Genomic DNA, 17,577 nt, shown 5'->3' on the forward strand with positions numbered 1-17,577 from the left:
TTTTTCATGTATTCAAATCGACTTGTTTTTAAAACATCAAACAATGATGAAGTTTTTTACTTGAATGATACTATTTTAATTAATTTTGGCGTTAATCGCAATGGAATTTCAACATCCAAGCTCAATGCCGGAACAAATGACCTATACAAATCTGTTTTTAATCAGCATTTGTCACAGGAAAAGATTGATTATCTGGAAAATCATGACGTCAGGGATTATCTGATCAATGAATGTGAATCATTAAACATTGACCATAACCGTTCCACCGGTCTGATTACGTTTGCAGATATGAAGAACACAAGCATCGTTTCAAAGAAATTCAAAAATATTGAAGTGACTACCTTGGCTACTGCTGGTGTTAGAACAAATGCATCAAGGGCAGGAGATCCCTCTTCCTATTGGGAAGATAATGGAAAGTTTCACTTTGGAACAATAAACATCATACTATTGACAAACGTATTTTTGGATGAATCAACATTAACCGAAGCGCTGATGACAGTAACTGAATCGAAAACAGTAGCATTAAACAATTTAAGGATTCCTTCCCAATATTCAAATGGATATGCAACAGGAACTGGAACTGACGGAGTGGCAATATTTTCAAATGCAGATTCACACAATAAGCTAACTAATGCAGGTAAACATTCCAAGCTGGGGGAATTGATTGGAAAGGCTGTCATCGAAGCGATTCCTAAGGCCATAAAAAAACAGGTTTGGATTACTAACAGTTCTCAGTCAAATGTTTTGGTTCGTCTTAATAGGTATTCATTAGATATAAATGAGTTTTATGATAATCTGGATTGCGATAAATTTGAATTCATCAGACAGTTGAGGATTGATGCAAGAAAACAGGATAACGTTGCAATAACAACATCAATTTTAAACTTGATAGATGAAGTGGACAATAATCTAGTTGAAAAACAGGATGCCTATGAGTTGGCGTTAAAATTAAAAGAAAAAAGTAATAGTTATCCAATAAGGGCATTATTGGAATATTGGATTAACCATTTCATTCATTAGAGTTGAATTCTATAAGTTCGCCGTTTTCCTGAACAATTTTTGCAATTGCCTCTTCGGCGGAATTTAATTTGTCATTGCATACTTTTACAAGTTGCATTGCTTTGTTGAATTCGTCTATTGCATCGTCCAATGGGACATCTCCATTTTCTAATCTGTTCACGATTTCCTCTAATTTTTCTAAACTTTCTTCAAAACTTAAATCTTGCATTATATCACCTTTGTATTTACAGTTCCGTCATCAAATTCAATATCAAGCTCATCTCCGGAGCTAACTTCCTTTGCTGAAGAAATTACTTTGTCTCCAGATTTAGCCATTGTGTATCCTCTTTTCAGTGTTAAAAGTGGATTTAAAACTTCTAGTTTGTTAATATTTTTTAAGCATGCTTCTTTTTTTGGTTTTATTATTTCCTCGGGCTTTTTTAAAACAATGGAGTTTTCTAGCTTAAATAGTCTATTTTTATTCTGTGAAATTATGCTTTTGGATGTAAAGTCTAATTTGTTAATCAGATTGTCTAAATGCATTCCCTTAATTTCGTAGATGGATTCCGGATTTTTCAAAACATTCTTCTGGGAAATGTTTTCCAATCGGGTCCTATTTTCAAATAGTTTGTTTTCAATGCTCATGTTGAGTCTATTGGAAAGTTGGTTGACATTGTTTTTGACCTCCCTGATATTCGGAACAGCAAATTCCGCTGCGGCTGTCGGTGTAGGAGCTCTTTTATCTGCTACAAAATCAGATATTGTGTAATCTGTTTCATGACCTACTGCACTTATGACAGGGATTTTACAATCATAAATTGCACGGGCCACAATCTCTTCGTTGAAAGGCCATAAATCTTCAATGCTTCCTCCTCCACGACCTACAATGAGTGTGTCTATATCATATTCTTGAGCATTTTTAATTTGTCTTACTATTTGTGGAGCGGCCATGTTGCCCTGAACCAATGTTGAAAATAATAGTATTTCACAAATCGGATATCTTCTTTGGACTGTGGTGATTATGTCTTTTATGACGGCTCCGGTCTGAGCGGTCACCACTCCAATTCTTTTAGGATACTTTTGTATTTCTTTTTTATGGGCATCATCAAATAATCCTTCTCTTTCGAGATCCTTTTTTAGCTGTTCATATTTGGCATATAGGATTCCTATTCCGTCTTCAGTAATTTTAGTGACGTATAACTGGTATTTTCCATCCTTTTCGTAAACTTCAATTTTACCTTTAACAATAACCTTCATGCCGTCTTTGGGTTCAAAGGTGAGTGATCTGTTTTTGTAAAATTTAAAGAACACTGCAGGAATCTGTGAATCCTCGTCCTTTAAAGTGAAATAGCTGTGCCCACTTGGATAAGTCTTATAATTGGAAATTTCACCTTTGACATAAATATTTTTTAGATTCGGATCTCCTTTAAACTTCTTATTGAGATAAGAATTAATTTCCGATACGCTGAAAGTTTTCTCTTCCATATGTTCACCTTGAAATCAATATTGTTATTATATTGTTACTATTTAATACAATTTTGCTTTTTCGGCTCGTTTTTTAGAAACAATTAATTAATATTAAAAACTATGTAATATTAAAAGGTGTTTTTTATGAGAATAAGAGATGAATTATTTGGAAAAGAAGTTCTCGATGCAGACATTCAGATTGTCGGCAAGGTTTCTGATGTTGTCTTGGATAAGGATACATATGAAATCACTGATTTGGTACTTAAAAAAACCGGATTTTCTGAACAAATCAAAGCTAGTGAAAATCTAGTTCCGATGGAGCTTGTTAAGGTCATCGGTGATAAAATTTTACTTAAAGGCGAAGATGATTTATAATGATTTCAAAAGAGCATTTAATTGAATTGTTAAAGGAAAATGAAGTATTTCTTGAAGGCGATTTTACATTATCTTCCGGAAAGAAAAGCAATTACTACATCAATATGAAAAAGGCAATAACCGAGCCTGAAATATTGTCCACCATTTCAAAACTGATTACAGAAAAAATTAAGGATGAAAACGTTGATAAAGTTGCAGGACCTGCTTTAGGTGCAGTTCCAATCGCCACAGCAGTTTCATTGGAATCCAAACTTCCTCTGCTGATGATTCGTAAGGAAAAGAAAGGCTACGGCACATCCAAATTAATTGAAGGTGAATTAAACCCTGATGATAATGTCATTGTTGTTGAAGATGTTTCCACTACTGGAGGATCACTTCTAAAGGCAATAAAAGCTATTCAGGAAAATGGCGGTAAGGTTGTCAGGGCATTTGTTGTGGTTGACAGACAGGAAGGTGCTATTGAAGCGTTTGAAAAAGAAGGGATAACCTTAGAACCTTTAATAACTGTCAATGAATTTTTTGATTAAAAAAATGATGAAAAAAATTTCATCATTTATTTACATGATGAACAAAATGTGGAAGTTCATCAATTATTAAACTCAATGCTGTTTTTACAGCATTTGGAGATCCGGGCATGGAAAATATCAGTGTCTTTTTGTAAACTCCGGCTGTTGCTCTTGAAAGAAGGGCGCCAGCGCCGATTTCCTCATAAGACTTGAATCTGAACAGTTCTCCAAACCCGTCTATTTTTTTTTCGAAAAGTGATTCCACTGTTTCAACAGTGATGTCTCTGGCATCCAGACCTGTGCCTCCTGTTGTGAGAATCACGTCAATACCTTCATTAATCATTTTATTTATGGTATCGGTTAATTCATCCTTTTCGTCAGGAATTAGGCTTTTAGCTTTCAGAGTGTATCTGGATTCGATTTCTTCAGAGATTATTTTGCCTGACAAATCCAATTTTTCAGATTTTCTGCTATCGCTAAGAGTTATTATTCCACAGGTAATGTCATTAGATGATATTTTTTTGTGCTGCTCAGTAGTTTCACTTTTCATATAAATTCTCCACTTAATTTATCTGTTTAGAACATATTTTTTTAATAACCTATATTCTTTTTGTATATTATTAAATTTTTCACTTGGATAGTAGAAGACACTTTTCTCAAATCGTTCTGCTGTAATGTAGTCATGTGCGCACATAATTTTTATGTGGTAGTTTATTGTATTGTAATCTAGTCCTAATTGTCTTGCTAGTTGATTTCTGTTGTATGGTTTTTCAAGGATCAAATCCAGAATTAAAATGCTGGTTTTTCCACCTTCTCTTCCTACTAAAAAATTTAAGAGTTCTTTGTCTTTTATTTCAAATAAATCCCAACTTGACAAAGTTTCTTGGACACTTGTCATTTTTCCCCTCCATTATTTTTTATAGGTATTATCTAATACCTTTGCCCATTTTATCGCATTTTTATCTTTTGCGATTAAAATTTGGGAATCATCATAGTGACCGTCTTTAAAGAATAGCGTCAGTGCCATGAAATCCTCGCTGTATGTTAAAAAGACTTTCAATTTTCTTTCAACACATTCGATTTTCACTTTTTTATTATTAATCAGTTCTTTTTTAAGCATCTCATTTTCTTCAATTGATTTTAAAATTTCTTCACTAACTATCAACTCCAATTTTTTTAATTTTTTACCATTTAAAAGCTTGATTAAATGTTTAAAATGATTTTCTGAATAAATCGGAAAGATTATTTTTAATTTTTTTGCCTTTGAAATCAATTTGATATATGTATTGAATGCATTTGACAAATCACTTGTTGTTGAAGCGACATATTCTGCATCTTTTAAAAGATAAACGTCTTTCAGCACATCATCAGGTATTCCGTCCAGATCATGACTATTCCAGAACAGCTTATTTTTGTTGATGGCGTACCAGTTCTCAATGAGCTTCACCATATTTGTTGTCAATAGAAAACCATTGGATGTCAGTTCATAATACTTTTGAACTTTCCTGATTAGGTTTATGGTTTCCAACTCCTTCAATCCATGCAATATTGTTGCGGAAGGTTTTTTCAACTCATTCCTTAATTCGTCCAAGTTTTTAGGACCGTCATATATTGCCAAAAGCAGCTTTGATCTCATGCCTGAGGTCAGTATGTATTTGACACCGCTGAACTCTTTTGCCAATTCTTTTTTCGCTTCTGCAGTGCTCATTCTTTCACCTGTTTTTTTATGTGGTTAAATAATTCCTCTGCCCATTCATGGGATTGCTCGTCATTGGAAACGAGGACCCTGTTTTGGTCGAAGCTGCCGTCATTTTTAAATAGTCCTAAACTCATGTTTTCATCACATATAGTTAAATATAAATTCAAATCATTTTTAAAGCTGTAGACCTTTAGTTTTTTATATCTAAGGGCTTTTCTTCTCACGTTATCGTTGACACGAAAGAGAAGTTCCTTGAATATGCTTTTTGGAACAATCAGCTCCACTGTTCCATTGTTTTTCAAAATGCCTTCAATCAGGTTAGGGTATTCCGGATGAAGATATGGAAATATTGCCTTGATGTTTTTTGAATTCATTATCTGATTTTTGATAGTGTTGTGTGTTTTGTAGATGTCAATTGGTGTTGTTTCGATCAGTTTGGAGTTTTTTAAATCAGTGATTCTTTTGATTGATGTGATGCTCAGCTGATTTAGATTATGCTTGTTCCAGAAGGAATCATAGTCATTTACCAGTTCAACGCTGTTTTTAAAGTCCATCAGTGTTTTGTAGTACACTTGTGTCATTGGATTTATGTAGTACTTATTTTCGACCTTGGTTATGTAGTCATGATTTTCTAATTTTCCAATATTGCTTGAAACGGAGCTATAAGCAATATTTGTCTTTTTGACAAGTCCTTGAACATTGTCGGGATGTTTGTCCAATTCATTTAGAATTTTTAATCTGATTTCGGATTTTGCAAGAAATTTAATATCATTGTCGATGTTGTTTGAGGTATCCATATTTTGACTCTCCAAAAGTTAATTTTAGAAATTCTCACGAAATTTCTCGTTAATTTTAATTTAGTCGTTTGAATTTAAATAACTTTTTCAAAATATATTCCAAATTTCTTCAAATATTATTCTAATGATTTTCCAATGTTTTTCAGAACTTATTCCAAATTTCTTCGGTATTTGTTCGGAAGTTGTTCCAACTTTATTCACAACTTGTTCCAAACTTCTTCCAAATTTATTCCAAATCTATTCCAAATCAATTCAAAACATGTTTGGGATTTGAATACTAAAGGCATATTTTCGGATAGCTAAGTTTTATTAATTTATAAATCCAAATATAACCTCATGGAAATTACTTATGTACTGGATGCATCAGCTTTTATTAATGGTTTTAAAATTATCTCCAATAATAATTTCACAGTTCCAGAAATTACCCAAGAAATTAAAGACTTTAAGTCCAGATTAACTTTTGACATGGCACTTGAAGAAGGCAGGTTATGTATACAAGATGTGCCTTATGAATATATATCTCGTGTCAATGATATTATATCTGTCTCAGGGGATATTTTAAGGTTATCCATTCCTGACAAAAAATTAATTTCACTTGCATATATGCTGCGTGAAAAGGGGCATGACGTTAAGGTAATCAGCGATGACTATACTATTCAGAATACCTTGAAAATCATGGAAATTCCCTATTCTGGAGTAATTACTGAAGGAATTAAGGGAATATATAATTGGAAAAAAATCTGTGAAGGATGTAAAAGGGAATACGATGAGGATTATCCATTTGATGACTGTGAAATATGCGGATCTCGAATTTTCAAAAAAAGGATTAAGGTGAACAAATGAAGATTGGTGTTGTGGTTCATGGTCCGAATATAATTGATTCTGGATATGCTTTAGATTTAATCGAATTGCTTAAGACTTATGGGGAAGTGTCTGCCAGACTCGGCGGGACAATGGGCCGAACTGCTGTAATCGACGCTAATTTGGAAGGTGTCATTGACATTTCACGCAAACTGGTGCCAAGCGATTCTTTAAAGTTATTTTATGATGAGCGTGTTGATGTTATATTCCTGCTTAATTATGGAAAATCTGATGTGACAGGTCAGGTTTTCGGTTATAAGGTTTATAATCATTTCATCGGCAAGATTTCTGAAAATGATGTTCCTGTGATTCAAATTGAGCGTCCTGGTGAAATGGATGGCAGCGTCATTGCATGGAATAACGATCTGGAAATTGCTCGTGACTTGTCTCAAAAACTAAATTTGGACATTGTAACTCCAGAGGAGGTTTACGATAATCACATCAGGCAGGATGATGCGGGATTCAATCAAAGAATCGTTCATGGAGTAAGTCCCGGTGAAAATATCATGGTAAACAGCGTTGTCATCGGAAAAACAAACTCCGATAAGTTGACATTGATTGCAAGGGACAATCATATTGTTGATATTGTAGGGGGAGAACTTAAAAGCCACGGTTTGGAAAAGCTCGGTGAAGTCGACCTTGAAAGCGCAATCATAAAGACCGGCCTTTTAAGGCATGCAAAAGTAACTCCGAGAGTCCTTTCCAACAGAAAGCCTGATGATTTCATTGTCTCATTTCTTGATCATGCCGGTGAAGATGTCTACAAGTTCAGAAATTCCAGTCTTGTCATAACTGTCGGCGATGATACAACATTGATTTCCTCTGACATTTTATACAGGTTCGATATACCTGTAATCGGAATAACTGATGGTGATTTGGATAAGGTTGTGGAAGATGGATTCAAGGTTAAGGATTCCATAATCTTTGAGGTTGAAAGCGGTTTTGATGACATCATCGGACAAAATGTTAAAAGGGAAATTTTTCACGGCAAACAGGAATCATATGATTTTACAGATATTGACGGCGTAAAGGTAGAAGTTGAAGAAATTATAAAAAATATTAATTGTAAATATAAAATTAATTATATTAACTAAACTGGAAGTGTAAAATTGGATTTTAATAATCTCGTACGAGAAATTCAAGAATTTAAAGGAGTCACCCGTAAAAGCTCAATAGATAATGTGATATCTCTTCTGAAGGAATCATATAATGTTTCCGGAGATGTTGTAATAGATATTGGGGATGACGCTTCAGCCATTGATATCGGAAACAATCAGGTAATGCTTATTGCTGCAGACGGCATATGGGGAGACATCATGAATGTAAACCCCTACTGGGCAGGATACTGTTCAGTGCTTGTGAATGTAAATGACATTGCCGCAATGGGAGGAAAGCCACTGGCGATGGTTAACATAATGTCAATAAGCAATGATGATATCTATGAAGATTTATTGAAGGGAATAAAAGACGGATGCCTTAAGTTTGGCGTTCCGATGGTTGGAGGCCACCTGCATCCGGACGGTGATGTTGATTCTTTGGGTGTTGCAATTGTAGGAATCGCACAGAAGGATAAAATCATAACAAGTTTTGGAGCGGAAGTCGGAGATAAGATAATTGTTGCAATTGACCTTGACGGCAAGCCTCATGAAATGTTCAGCCTGAACTGGGATACAACATATGATAAGGATGCCCAGCTGGTTCGTGACCAGATTACTGCAGTACAATACCTGGCTGAAAATGATTATATCAAATCCGGAAAGGACATTTCCAATCCTGGAATATTGGGAACTCTGGAAATGCTTTTGGAAACTTCCAGAAAAGGGGCCGTCGTTAATTTGGAAGACATTCCGAAAAATGAAAGTATGGAATGGGTTGACTGGCTTAGGTCATATCCGGGATCTGGTTTTGTATTTACAGCTTCACAGGAATACTGCGAATACATCAAGGAGTATCTTTCAAGATTTTCAATTGAGGCGGAAGTTGTCGGAGAAGTCACTGACTCAAATTGCCTTTATCTGAACTATGAAGGTCAACAGGCGGAAGTGTTCAATCAGGAAAAAAATCCGGTTTTCATTTTCAGGTGAGCGGATAGCATGGATGTTGGAAAGATCATTTTAAACTCCTTTAAATATCCTTTAAGAAACATTGCCAAATTGCCGATTCTTTTTATCTTATTCATTTTAATAGCTATTGTCCCGATTGGCATGGTTATGGATAATAAGTATCTGATGTTTATTGGATTAATTGGATTTTTTCTATTTATTCTTATTGTGCCGGGATATATGTTGTCAATTGTTAAAACAGGTTCAATAGGGTCTTCTGCTTTTCCTTCATTTAATCTGACGAATACAGTCTATGATTCGATTAGGGTATTATGCTTAAGAATGGTTTATATGATTGTTCCGGCGGTCATGTTTTTTGGTGTTTTGACTTTATTGGGTCCGACAAGTGTTGATTTGCTTCGTAACTTTCAGATTCATACATTTATAGCAACTCTCGGATTGATGGTCCTGCTTATTGTATTCACATATTTGCTCTTTGAGTTTTTCCTGTTTTTCGCCAAGGCCAGACTTGCTTTTTTCAATAGCTTGTCCGAAGCTTTAAAGATTAATAAGGTAATCGGAGATATCCTAAACATCGGAATATTCAATATCATTAAATGGCTGATACTCATGGTGATTCTCATTGGTGTCATTTCATTTGTCGCATCATTTGTGCTGTCTATTCCTTATGTCGGATTTTTAATCTATATAGGCATTATCATTCCAGTGATTGAAAGTATAAGTAATTATTCCGTTGGACTGGTGTATTCCAATATTGCCAGAAATAATCTTAATGATTTAAGAAGATTGCAAAGGGAAATGCAATTCTAAAAAAAGAAAATTAAGGATTGCATGCCTTGCATGGCACATATCCTTGTGAAACTGCATCATTTCTATTATTGAAATAGACTCTGTTGTGTTCAGAGGTTTTTTGGCCCCATTTGCAACTTGATTCATGGAATTTTCCTGAATTTGAGTTGCCGATATAACTTCCGGAATCACTGGAACTTGAAAACTTGTCCGAATGGGTATTGCTGTATGTATTATATGAATCTGCGGTATGTGTGTCACTGTTTGCCCAGTGATATGGGTAGAATTCACTTGGAGGTATGTACATTATCTCTGCGAGGCCTTCTTTTAGAAGCATTTCATTAACGTTTTTTCCATCAACGATAACAACCGCCAATGTACGGCCATATTTGTCTGAGTGTTTGGAGTCATCAATGTCCAATCCCACTTTTTTGTTTAGGCATAATTTTTGAACAAAGTTTTTGGATGTAATATATCCTGTAACTCCTCTTTCAGGTGTGTTCACGCCAACAAAACGCACCTTTTTGCCATTGTCCAGATATATTGTATCTCCGTCGACCACATTTGTACATACTCCGCTTTCCTCAACATGGCAGTCTGTTTTTGAGTATTTGTTTAAAATGTCTGATGCAGACATGTCGGAGTACTTTGTACTTGGAATATTGTGTGAAAAGCCGGTTCCGGTGTATGCGCTGGCAATTGATATTGCCCCTGCGGCAATAACCAAAATAATCAGCAAAGAAAAGATATGTTTTTTATTGATTTGCATAAATTTCCCTCCATTAATATATATTGTTATAATTTTGTGTTAATATAATTTTCCAAAATCAAATAAATAATTATTTTATATTATAACATCAAATATATATAATATTAAAAATTCTTATTGGAGATTGTATGTTAATTAAAATTAATGGAGAAGAAGTGGAAGTGGCAGATGCTTCAACAATTCAAGACGTGATTGCTGAAACAAATGCTCCTTATACTCCAGGAAGTATTATTTGCTTAATAAAAGGTAAAAAGGAACTTGAAAAGAATATTAGCAAGTATAAAATTAAAACAAACAAGGGTTCAATAATAATTCAGTTAGACGAATCAGAGGAGGCAAAACCTCTTGTTGATGTTTGGAAAAATCAATATGAGGACTTTGTTGATTTGGATATCCGATGGTCCACTCCAACAGAAGTAGCTGTAGGGCCTATCGTGACTGATCTCGAACCCACTTCAGATGAACATAAGTATTTTGAAGGGGATGTTGTTTTAAGTTTATCTAGTTTTAGTAATGAGTCTACTCATTTGATAATGCTTAAGGAAAACACTACAAATGTCTATAGTGTGCCTCCATATAATAAGGGTATTTTTGCCCGCATTATCGGAGGTAAAAAGACACTGGATAATTTGACGGATGATGATAGGGTAACCGGCATAGAACCGATCATCGAGAGAAGCACAACAACTGACAGTGCTTCAGTGTCCGACTTAAGCACAGTTCTACAGGAGGGCAATGAACTATTTACTTATATTTCATTCGAAATCAATGAGGATTCTCCGGTGTGTGTAGAACATCTATTTTCACTTATTAAAGATGGTAGAATTAAAGTTTCATATGATAGCGAATCCTTCATTGGTTTTTATGACTTGGCAGGAATAATTAAACCTAAAGAAGATACTACCTTGAGGAATAGAGGAACTATCACCGTTAGGAATAATGGTGTGGGTGTAGGAAAATTATATATTTATCGTGAAAACAGAGTTTTAACTCCAAATCATACCACTGTTGGTCGTATTGTAAATGGTATGGAGATTATTGACATTGCAAAAGAAAATGATTTCATCACTGTTAAATCAGAGCAGCAAAGATTAATGTTATTAAATAAAACTCAAAAAGAAGCTACAGAAATGTTGTCTGCTGTAGGTGTTGAACACATGATAGATGGTTTGGTTGATGATGATGCAATCATTGTCGAGCAAACTCCAAAACATACAATTGATATATTGAAAGAGGGTCAGGTAATTACCAAGGCAATTAACAAAGAGGATTTATGTTCCATTAAATTCACTGATAATGCTCCAAGGTCTGTAAAGTACTTCAAATTCTTGTCCGGACTTTTAGAAAATCCTATCGGTAAAATCAAAGTTCACTTTGCGGTACCTGGAATGCACATTGTCATATTTGAAGGGGATAAAAAATTAGCTAAAGGTCTAATTCCTGAAAATAACCCTGTGGATAAGGTAATTAGGGGTCAAATAGGTATTACAAACATGGCTTCAAAAAGTGCCGGTTTAATCGGTATCAGATTTGAGGATAATGTGGAATTTGGTCCGACTGCAGAAAGTTTCGAGGCAACAAATATTATTGGAGATATCACTTCTGATTATGATATTCTTGAAAAATTAAAAGAGGGAGTTGAAGTTTATGTCACAGAATCTAACCATGAGTCCTGAATTGGGTAAAGAAGATTGGGATCCTGATGTAATTACCCGTATGATTTTTATTGGGCCGGGAGCTCATGTGAGCGAACAGGAAATTGTCACTGAGTTTCATATGCTCGGTTTGCCGCTCACAATAAAGAATACCTGTTACGGTTCTATGATTAGCGGGAAAAGTGAGGATGTCTACAAGGCAATTGAAGAAATAAGAAAGCTTGACCCGAACCACATTTTCACAAAGGAAAGAGGATTTGCTCCAGGCGATCCTAGACGTTGCAGAGGTCATAGATTTGGTCCAAGAGAAGGTTTCCATCAGATGGAAAAAGAGTACAGAATACTTGGTTTTGTTGCAAATGCTCTCGAAGAGCGTAAAGATGTAGAGATTGAAGAGAAAAAACCAGTTAGCGTTGACGAATTTGAAAAAATCATGAATGAATGTTTAGATAAAGAAGAATAGGTGAAATTATGGTTAAAATCGCTGTTTATCCTCCAAACTCATTAATTTTAGCAGATTTACTTGAGAGAAAAGGTCATACTCCTTTAGTTTTACAAAAACAGATTAGGCAAAAAATAAAGGATCCGGAGATTGATTCTCCCCCAATGAATATTACAGAAGACGATCCGATTCAAGGACTTAAATATGCGGCTATTGAAGTTCCTTCCGGTGTTCGTGGAAGGATGGCAATTATCGGACCTCTTATAGATGAGGCGGAAGCTGCAATTGTTGTTGACGGAGCCCCATATGGATTTGGTTGTATTGGTTGTGCAAGAACCAATGAACTGTCAATATTTTTACTGAGGAATAAGGGAATTCCTGTTTTAGAATTAGATTACCCTACAAATCAGGATGAAACCTATGTGATGGTAAATAAGATCAATGATTTTGTAGACTCTCTTGAAGAAACAGTTAAGGAGGAAGAATAAAATGGTTAAAATTGCATTAGTTTCATGCGGAACAGAATACAGTGGAATTCAAAAGGAAATTGAAAAGGCGGCAAATAAATTTGGCGCTGAGATTGTTCTTCCTGAAATTGATTTGGATTACATTGATGAATCTTATGAAAAATTCGGATTTTCAGCTCAAAGTTCAAGTCTGAAATTGATGATTGCAAGGGCAATGGCCATTGTTGAAGGCAGGTCAAGACCTGATGCGGTATTCATTGCAACCTGTTTCAGATGTGCCGAAGCGGCATTGGTGAGAAATGAGGTAAGAAGATTCATACAGAACAATACACGTATTCCTGTAGTTACCTATTCATTCACTGAAAGAACTAAAGCTGACGAATTGTTTATTCGTATGGAAGCATTGGCCACTACCGTTACTCGTAGAAGCATTCTTGCTCGTGAAAAACAGGAAGGCCTTACCCTTGGACTTGACTCAGGTTCAACCACTACAAAAGCAGTGCTTATGGAAAACAACAAGGTTATCGGAACCGGTTGGACTTCCACAAAAGACATCATCGAATCTGCAAAAACCGCAGCTGCAGAAGCATTTTCACAAACCGATTATGGATGGGATGACCTTGACGGTATTGGAACCACCGGTTACGGCAGGTTCACAATGGGTCAGGAATTTAAGGCGGAACTTATTCAGGAAGAATTGTCCGTCAATGCAAAAGGTGCAGTATATCTGGCAGACTGTCAAAAAGGAGAGGCTACCGTTTTAGATATCGGTGGTATGGACAACAAGGTAATCACCGTTAACAATGGTATTCCGGATAACTTTACCATGGGAGGTATCTGTGCCGGAGCATCAGGCAGATTCTTAGACATGACTTCCCGCAGGCTGGACGTTGACATTACCGAACTCGGGCCGTTGGCTGTTCAGGGTGACTGGAGAAAAGCCATGCTGAACTCTTACTGTATTGTATTCGGTATCCAAGACCTTGTTACCACACTTGCTGCAGGCGGATCTAAGGCAGATGTTGCAGCGGCAGCATGTCACTCCGTTTCCGAGCAGGTTTACGAACAGCAACTTCAGGAAATTGATATTCGTGAACCGTTAATTCAAGTAGGGGGAACAAGTTTGATTTCCGGTCTTGTTGAAGCGGTTAGTGAAACTTTAGGTGGAATCGAAGTTATTGTTCCTGAATACTCTCAACATATCGGTGCTGTAGGATCAGCTCTTTTAGTATCCGGAATGGGACACAGACAAGATGATAAATAATTTTTAAAGGGTGGATTTGATGTTAGTTGAATGCTATGATGAGCGTGGAGCTGAAGTTTATGAAATCATCATCAAACAAATCTTTCAAGATTTGGTTTTAGGCGCTTCTGTTGATGATTTGAAGGCTTATGTGAATCCTGATGATCCTGTGTTTGTCCTGGCCATTAAAATGAGAAAAACTTCGAATGTTATTAGATTTGAGGATGTGGCTAATTTAACTTATGATAAGGCTAATGACAAGACCATGATTTTGGTCGATAACGAAAACTATCTTCCTAACATTCTGAAAATTTTATGGATGCAATTTTCAAGGGATGAAATATATCAGCCGAACAGATATCAGCTTGAGATTAAGGGAGACTATACTAATTTAAGTTCTGTCGTTGTTGATGATCCTCATTCTAATTTGCAAAGGCGTATTTATGACGCAGTTTTCAGAATTTTACCTGAAGGCTTTAAAAACATTAAAGATTTGTCTTCTGAAGATATTGTGGCTGTTGTGGCTACTGATGAGTTAATTAAGGACGAATGGATTGAAAAATGTCATGAGTTTATGGATGAATTAAACAAGGGCATGTAGAAAGCTTTATATATTTGTTCGTATCAATACTAATTAACAGATGTTATATTGAGGAGTAGTGGTATTATGAATGAACACAACGGTTCAAGATTTGCACATATAACAAGAGCACATCCATGTTTCAATGAAAAAATGCACGATAAGGTCGGAAGAGCACATGTACCGGTAGCACCAAAATGCAATATCTTTTGTAACTTCTGTACAAGAGACATTAACAATGAGGAGGACAGGCCTGGTGTTGCAGGATGCATTATGAAACCTGATGATGCAATTACTCATATTAATGACGTTACCGCAGACGGTCCTATTGCAGTTGTTGGAGTTGCAGGACCTGGAGATTCACTTGCAAACGAAGAAACATTTGAATTCTTTGAAAAATTGGCAACAGAACAGCCTGATTTAATAAAATGTATGAGTACAAACGGACTTTTGCTGCCAAAATATGCAGACAAATTGGCTGAACTTGGCGTGAACTCCGTGACTGTTACAATCAATGCGGTTGATCCTGAAATTGCAGAAAAAATCTATTCATTCATCAAATATGAAGGCAAGGTTTACAAAGGTCGTGAAGCTGTTGAAATCTTAATCAAAAATCAATTGGAAGGTGTTGAAAAGGCAGCTGCCAACGGATTGGTTGTTAAGGTAAACTCAGTTTTAATTCCTACAGTCAATGATGAGCACATCGTTGAAATTGCTCGTGAAGTTGAAAAACGCGGAGCGGCTTTAATGAATGTTTTACCATTGATTCCTTTAGGTAAGATGAAAGACCTCGAAAGGCCTGACTGTATGATGATGGAATCTGTCAGGGAACAGGTTGAAGAGATTATTCCGGTATTCAGGGCATGTACCCAATGCAGGGCTGACGCTTACGGAATACCTGGTAAAAAAAGCGAAGATCATCATTTAGGAATGACTCCACAAAGTCATTACTAAATACTTTTTTTTAATATTTTTTTAAGCATTAATTCAAAAGCTGATTTTTTAGGGATTCGGATAATTCCTAAGTTAATACTTATTTTAAACTGTAAAATAAGAAAATAAATTATTTAAAAAATAAAAAATAGGGAAAATTAAGAATATTATGGATTAAATCTTAATTTTCCAACTCCGTCATCAGTCACATTTAATTCGGAAGGCAATGGTGTAAGGCCTTTTATAAATGTCTTTCCCGCTTCGGCATCCATTCTCTGAGGAAGGAAATTTGAATTGTAAACCGGATAGATTGTACATTCTCCGGTGTTGTTGACCAAATCGATTTTCACAAAGTATGTGGAGTCCATATCTCCACCTGACATATCGAAAATGAAATTGCCTAGACTGTAAAAGATCGGTTTTCCATTGTACATCTCCACTCCCTGAGGAACATGCGGATGGGAACCTATTACGACATCCACGCCGTCATCAATCAGTTCATGTGATATCCTGATCTGGTCGTCATTTGGGGATGTTGAATATTCATTTCCGTAATGAAGCATTGCAACAATCAAATCTGAATCGTTGTTTTCGCTGATTTGTTTTTGTGCATCTGCACGGTCATAAGCAGAATAGCCGAAATGGGATCCGTTTGCATAAGGTATTGTATCATAATCATATTCTGAAAAGTCATTGGCATCCATATAATTCAGTATGGTCACCTTGCGGCCATTGATGTTTTTAACAACAGGCTGGTGTGCGGCATCCTCATTGTCTCCGGCACCCACTGAATAGATGCCTGATTCATTTAGATATTTCAATGTATCGTGCATACCGTCAACGCCATAATCCATAGCATGGTTATTCGCAAGGGCTGCAACGGTATTGTTGGTTACTTTTAAAAGCGGAACATAGCTTGGATCACATTTAAATGGGAAATCGCCTTTAACTGCATTTTCCGTTGTCGTTGCTGCATTTTCAAAGTTCACCAAGAGCAAATCAACGTTTGAGACTACATCCTTCACCCCTTCAAATGGTGAGGAGTCCTGACTTATTACCCCTGGCATGTTTCTTGCAAACATCACGTCTCCTGTGGCGGCCATGGAAAAATCGCCCTTGGGTCCTAGTATTGTTGTTTGGCTATTGTCAGATTGGTCTATTGATATCAGAAAGAACAAAAACACACACAATATCACCAGGACTATTAATAGCAAATGTTTAAGTTTCATGTCATTTCCTCCTTTACTGTTTGCATCATTATTGCTCTGCTGAAAAGTTAGTTAAAATTCAATTGAATATATTTATTGTTCTAATGATACTTAAAAATTAGTAAAATCCTAAATACTGTTAATTTGTAAACTATTTTTTCAACACCTTGATTTTTAAATTTTTCTGCTTAAATTTCGGATAATGTTTGGCAAATATTTGTTTTAAATATTAATTTTTAAAATAGTTAGTTAAAATTAGGATTTTTTTCCTAATATTCTTATTTTTTTCAATTTATTGTTTATTAATTGTTTGTTGGGTGTTAAGTAGTAGTTTTTTCACAGTAAACTGGATAGAATTTGAACCACCCCACCCTAAAAGAGGGTGGGGATTCCTGAATTTTTTTTCACTTAATAATGGTTAATTTAAGTATTTTTTCAGGCTATCTCCGTTGAACCAGCGGTTTAGAATATTAATTGCTGCGTTTGTGTCTCTATCAAGTGTTTTTCCGCATTTTTGACATACCGGGTTGCGTGTTTTGACTTTTAACTTTTTGTTTATGTGTCCGCAGTGGTGGCATGTTCTGCTTGTGTTGTGTGGTTTTACGAATTGTACGCCGTCTGCTTTGGGTTTGTAGAGTTGGAATTTGTCTTTTAGTCTTTTTATGAATCGCGATAGAGGAAATATCATGTTTTGCTCTCCTCCGATTAAGATCTTGATAGTAGA

22 protein-coding genes are annotated in these 17,577 nt (G+C 35.7%); 13 read left to right on the forward strand and 9 right to left on the reverse strand.

The window, feature by feature from the left end:
- The first annotated feature begins 6 nt into the window (after positions 1-6).
- Positions 7-1,020, forward strand: coding sequence for an adenosylcobinamide amidohydrolase (locus tag QZ138_RS07650; RefSeq protein ID WP_292888246.1), 1,014 nt, complete (start codon positions 7-9; stop codon positions 1,018-1,020).
- Here QZ138_RS07650 and QZ138_RS07655 read toward each other — a convergent pair.
- Positions 1,010-1,228 carry an exodeoxyribonuclease VII small subunit gene (locus QZ138_RS07655; protein ID WP_292888249.1) on the reverse strand — a complete coding sequence of 73 codons (219 nt, stop codon included), beginning with the start codon at positions 1,226-1,228 and terminating at the stop codon, positions 1,010-1,012. The genes QZ138_RS07650 and QZ138_RS07655 overlap by 11 nt on opposite strands.
- On the reverse strand, positions 1,228-2,484 hold the full coding sequence (gene xseA, locus QZ138_RS07660) for an exodeoxyribonuclease VII large subunit (protein WP_292888252.1): 1,257 nt from the start codon (positions 2,482-2,484) through the stop codon (positions 1,228-1,230). Before xseA ends, QZ138_RS07655 begins: the two co-directional genes overlap by 1 nt.
- Positions 2,485-2,610: 126 nt before the next feature.
- On the opposite strand from xseA, the gene QZ138_RS07665 reads away from it, so the two are divergent.
- Together QZ138_RS07665 and pyrE are read left to right on the forward strand one after the other, a co-directional pair.
- Positions 2,611-2,841: a PRC-barrel domain-containing protein gene (locus QZ138_RS07665; protein ID WP_292604495.1), complete on the forward strand. Its 231-nt coding sequence runs from the start codon at positions 2,611-2,613 to the stop codon at positions 2,839-2,841.
- A complete protein-coding gene (pyrE, locus tag QZ138_RS07670; protein ID WP_292888255.1) occupies positions 2,841-3,368 on the forward strand; it encodes an orotate phosphoribosyltransferase in 528 nt (175 codons plus the stop codon). The genes QZ138_RS07665 and pyrE overlap by 1 nt, the downstream gene beginning before the upstream one ends.
- A 22-nt stretch (positions 3,369-3,390) precedes the next feature.
- Here the strand turns inward: pyrE and QZ138_RS07675 are convergent, their stop codons facing one another.
- Genes QZ138_RS07675 through QZ138_RS07690 form a run of 4 tightly spaced genes read right to left on the reverse strand, consistent with a single transcriptional unit; the run spans position 3,391 to position 5,843 of the window.
- On the reverse strand, positions 3,391-3,897 hold the full coding sequence (locus tag QZ138_RS07675; protein ID WP_292888258.1) for a molybdenum cofactor biosynthesis protein B: 507 nt from the start codon (positions 3,895-3,897) through the stop codon (positions 3,391-3,393).
- A gap of 18 nt (positions 3,898-3,915) precedes the next feature.
- The gene (locus QZ138_RS07680; protein WP_292888261.1) at positions 3,916-4,245 is read right to left on the reverse strand and encodes a winged helix-turn-helix domain-containing protein; all 330 of its coding nucleotides are present in this window, start codon (positions 4,243-4,245) and stop codon (positions 3,916-3,918) included.
- Between the two features lie 12 nt (positions 4,246-4,257).
- On the reverse strand, positions 4,258-5,055 hold the full coding sequence (locus QZ138_RS07685) for a winged helix-turn-helix domain-containing protein (protein ID WP_292888264.1): 798 nt from the start codon (positions 5,053-5,055) through the stop codon (positions 4,258-4,260).
- Entirely contained in the window at positions 5,052-5,843 is a 792-nt protein-coding gene (locus tag QZ138_RS07690; protein WP_292888267.1) for a winged helix-turn-helix domain-containing protein, read from the reverse strand. Before QZ138_RS07690 ends, QZ138_RS07685 begins: the two co-directional genes overlap by 4 nt.
- A gap of 336 nt (positions 5,844-6,179) precedes the next feature.
- Between QZ138_RS07690 and QZ138_RS07695 the strand changes: the two genes are divergently transcribed.
- The 4 genes from QZ138_RS07695 to QZ138_RS07710 are packed head-to-tail and all read left to right on the forward strand — an operon-like array spanning position 6,180 to position 9,577.
- Entirely contained in the window at positions 6,180-6,686 is a 507-nt protein-coding gene (locus QZ138_RS07695; RefSeq protein WP_292604507.1) for a ribonuclease VapC, read from the forward strand.
- Entirely contained in the window at positions 6,683-7,798 is a 1,116-nt protein-coding gene (locus tag QZ138_RS07700) for a DUF2117 domain-containing protein (protein WP_292888269.1), read from the forward strand. The genes QZ138_RS07695 and QZ138_RS07700 overlap by 4 nt, the downstream gene beginning before the upstream one ends.
- 15 nt (positions 7,799-7,813) lie before the next feature.
- Positions 7,814-8,788 (forward strand): methanogenesis marker 2 protein, encoded by a 975-nt coding sequence (locus QZ138_RS07705; protein ID WP_292888272.1) that lies wholly within the window; start codon positions 7,814-7,816, stop codon positions 8,786-8,788.
- 9 nt (positions 8,789-8,797) lie between these two features.
- On the forward strand, positions 8,798-9,577 hold the full coding sequence (locus QZ138_RS07710) for a DUF4013 domain-containing protein (RefSeq protein ID WP_292888275.1): 780 nt from the start codon (positions 8,798-8,800) through the stop codon (positions 9,575-9,577).
- 10 nt (positions 9,578-9,587) lie between these two features.
- Here the strand turns inward: QZ138_RS07710 and QZ138_RS07715 are convergent, their stop codons facing one another.
- Entirely contained in the window at positions 9,588-10,325 is a 738-nt protein-coding gene (locus QZ138_RS07715) for a thermonuclease family protein (RefSeq protein ID WP_292888277.1), read from the reverse strand.
- A gap of 128 nt (positions 10,326-10,453) precedes the next feature.
- Between QZ138_RS07715 and QZ138_RS07720 the strand changes: the two genes are divergently transcribed.
- The 6 genes from QZ138_RS07720 to QZ138_RS07745 all read left to right on the forward strand — a co-directional run bounded on the left by QZ138_RS07720 (position 10,454) and on the right by QZ138_RS07745 (position 15,666).
- Positions 10,454-12,001: a methanogenesis marker 3 protein gene (locus QZ138_RS07720; protein ID WP_292888280.1), complete on the forward strand. Its 1,548-nt coding sequence runs from the start codon at positions 10,454-10,456 to the stop codon at positions 11,999-12,001.
- Positions 11,973-12,443, forward strand: a complete 471-nt coding sequence (locus tag QZ138_RS07725; protein ID WP_292604519.1) for a methanogenesis marker 6 protein — start codon at positions 11,973-11,975, stop codon at positions 12,441-12,443. Before QZ138_RS07720 ends, QZ138_RS07725 begins: the two co-directional genes overlap by 29 nt.
- Before the next feature lie 8 nt (positions 12,444-12,451).
- A complete protein-coding gene (locus QZ138_RS07730) occupies positions 12,452-12,910 on the forward strand; it encodes a methanogenesis marker 5 protein (RefSeq protein ID WP_292888282.1) in 459 nt (152 codons plus the stop codon).
- Between the two features lies 1 nt (position 12,911).
- The gene (locus QZ138_RS07735) at positions 12,912-14,153 is read left to right on the forward strand and encodes a methanogenesis marker 15 protein (protein ID WP_292604523.1); all 1,242 of its coding nucleotides are present in this window, start codon (positions 12,912-12,914) and stop codon (positions 14,151-14,153) included.
- Positions 14,154-14,172: 19 nt separating this feature from the next.
- Entirely contained in the window at positions 14,173-14,733 is a 561-nt protein-coding gene (locus QZ138_RS07740; protein ID WP_292604525.1) for a methanogenesis marker 17 protein, read from the forward strand.
- A gap of 66 nt (positions 14,734-14,799) precedes the next feature.
- Positions 14,800-15,666, forward strand: a complete 867-nt coding sequence (locus QZ138_RS07745) for a radical SAM protein (protein WP_292888284.1) — start codon at positions 14,800-14,802, stop codon at positions 15,664-15,666.
- A gap of 146 nt (positions 15,667-15,812) precedes the next feature.
- Here the strand turns inward: QZ138_RS07745 and QZ138_RS07750 are convergent, their stop codons facing one another.
- Entirely contained in the window at positions 15,813-16,874 is a 1,062-nt protein-coding gene (locus QZ138_RS07750) for a CapA family protein (RefSeq protein ID WP_292888286.1), read from the reverse strand.
- A 397-nt stretch (positions 16,875-17,271) separates the two neighbouring features.
- Positions 17,272-17,577: zinc ribbon domain-containing protein (locus QZ138_RS07755; RefSeq protein ID WP_292888289.1), on the reverse strand; the 306-nt coding region annotated here is incomplete at its 5' end.

It is taken from the genome of Methanobrevibacter sp. UBA212 (genome assembly GCF_905233225.1).
GTDB lineage: Archaea > Methanobacteriota > Methanobacteria > Methanobacteriales > Methanobacteriaceae > Methanocatella.

Excerpts from the sequence above, each read along its gene's own strand:
- pyrE (WP_292888255.1), top strand. The coding sequence starts at position 2,841 with ATGATTTCAAAAGAGCATTTAATTGAATTGTTAAAGGAAAATGAAGTA.
- QZ138_RS07655 (WP_292888249.1), bottom strand. The coding sequence starts at position 1,228 with ATGCAAGATTTAAGTTTTGAAGAAAGTTTAGAAAAATTAGAGGAAATC.
- QZ138_RS07700 (WP_292888269.1), top strand. The coding sequence starts at position 6,683 with ATGAAGATTGGTGTTGTGGTTCATGGTCCGAATATAATTGATTCTGGA.
- QZ138_RS07750 (WP_292888286.1), bottom strand. The coding sequence starts at position 16,874 with ATGAAACTTAAACATTTGCTATTAATAGTCCTGGTGATATTGTGTGTG.
- QZ138_RS07675 (WP_292888258.1), bottom strand. The coding sequence starts at position 3,897 with ATGAAAAGTGAAACTACTGAGCAGCACAAAAAAATATCATCTAATGAC.
- QZ138_RS07730 (WP_292888282.1), top strand. The coding sequence starts at position 12,452 with ATGGTTAAAATCGCTGTTTATCCTCCAAACTCATTAATTTTAGCAGAT.
- QZ138_RS07745 (WP_292888284.1), top strand. The coding sequence starts at position 14,800 with ATGAATGAACACAACGGTTCAAGATTTGCACATATAACAAGAGCACAT.
- QZ138_RS07720 (WP_292888280.1), top strand. The coding sequence starts at position 10,454 with ATGTTAATTAAAATTAATGGAGAAGAAGTGGAAGTGGCAGATGCTTCA.
- QZ138_RS07680 (WP_292888261.1), bottom strand. The coding sequence starts at position 4,245 with ATGACAAGTGTCCAAGAAACTTTGTCAAGTTGGGATTTATTTGAAATA.
- QZ138_RS07710 (WP_292888275.1), top strand. The coding sequence starts at position 8,798 with ATGGATGTTGGAAAGATCATTTTAAACTCCTTTAAATATCCTTTAAGA.
- QZ138_RS07690 (WP_292888267.1), bottom strand. The coding sequence starts at position 5,843 with ATGGATACCTCAAACAACATCGACAATGATATTAAATTTCTTGCAAAA.
- QZ138_RS07665 (WP_292604495.1), top strand. The coding sequence starts at position 2,611 with ATGAGAATAAGAGATGAATTATTTGGAAAAGAAGTTCTCGATGCAGAC.
- xseA (WP_292888252.1), bottom strand. The coding sequence starts at position 2,484 with ATGGAAGAGAAAACTTTCAGCGTATCGGAAATTAATTCTTATCTCAAT.
- QZ138_RS07685 (WP_292888264.1), bottom strand. The coding sequence starts at position 5,055 with ATGAGCACTGCAGAAGCGAAAAAAGAATTGGCAAAAGAGTTCAGCGGT.
- QZ138_RS07740 (WP_292604525.1), top strand. The coding sequence starts at position 14,173 with ATGTTAGTTGAATGCTATGATGAGCGTGGAGCTGAAGTTTATGAAATC.
- QZ138_RS07650 (WP_292888246.1), top strand. The coding sequence starts at position 7 with ATGTATTCAAATCGACTTGTTTTTAAAACATCAAACAATGATGAAGTT.
- QZ138_RS07695 (WP_292604507.1), top strand. The coding sequence starts at position 6,180 with ATGGAAATTACTTATGTACTGGATGCATCAGCTTTTATTAATGGTTTT.
- QZ138_RS07735 (WP_292604523.1), top strand. The coding sequence starts at position 12,912 with ATGGTTAAAATTGCATTAGTTTCATGCGGAACAGAATACAGTGGAATT.
- QZ138_RS07715 (WP_292888277.1), bottom strand. The coding sequence starts at position 10,325 with ATGCAAATCAATAAAAAACATATCTTTTCTTTGCTGATTATTTTGGTT.
- QZ138_RS07725 (WP_292604519.1), top strand. The coding sequence starts at position 11,973 with ATGTCACAGAATCTAACCATGAGTCCTGAATTGGGTAAAGAAGATTGG.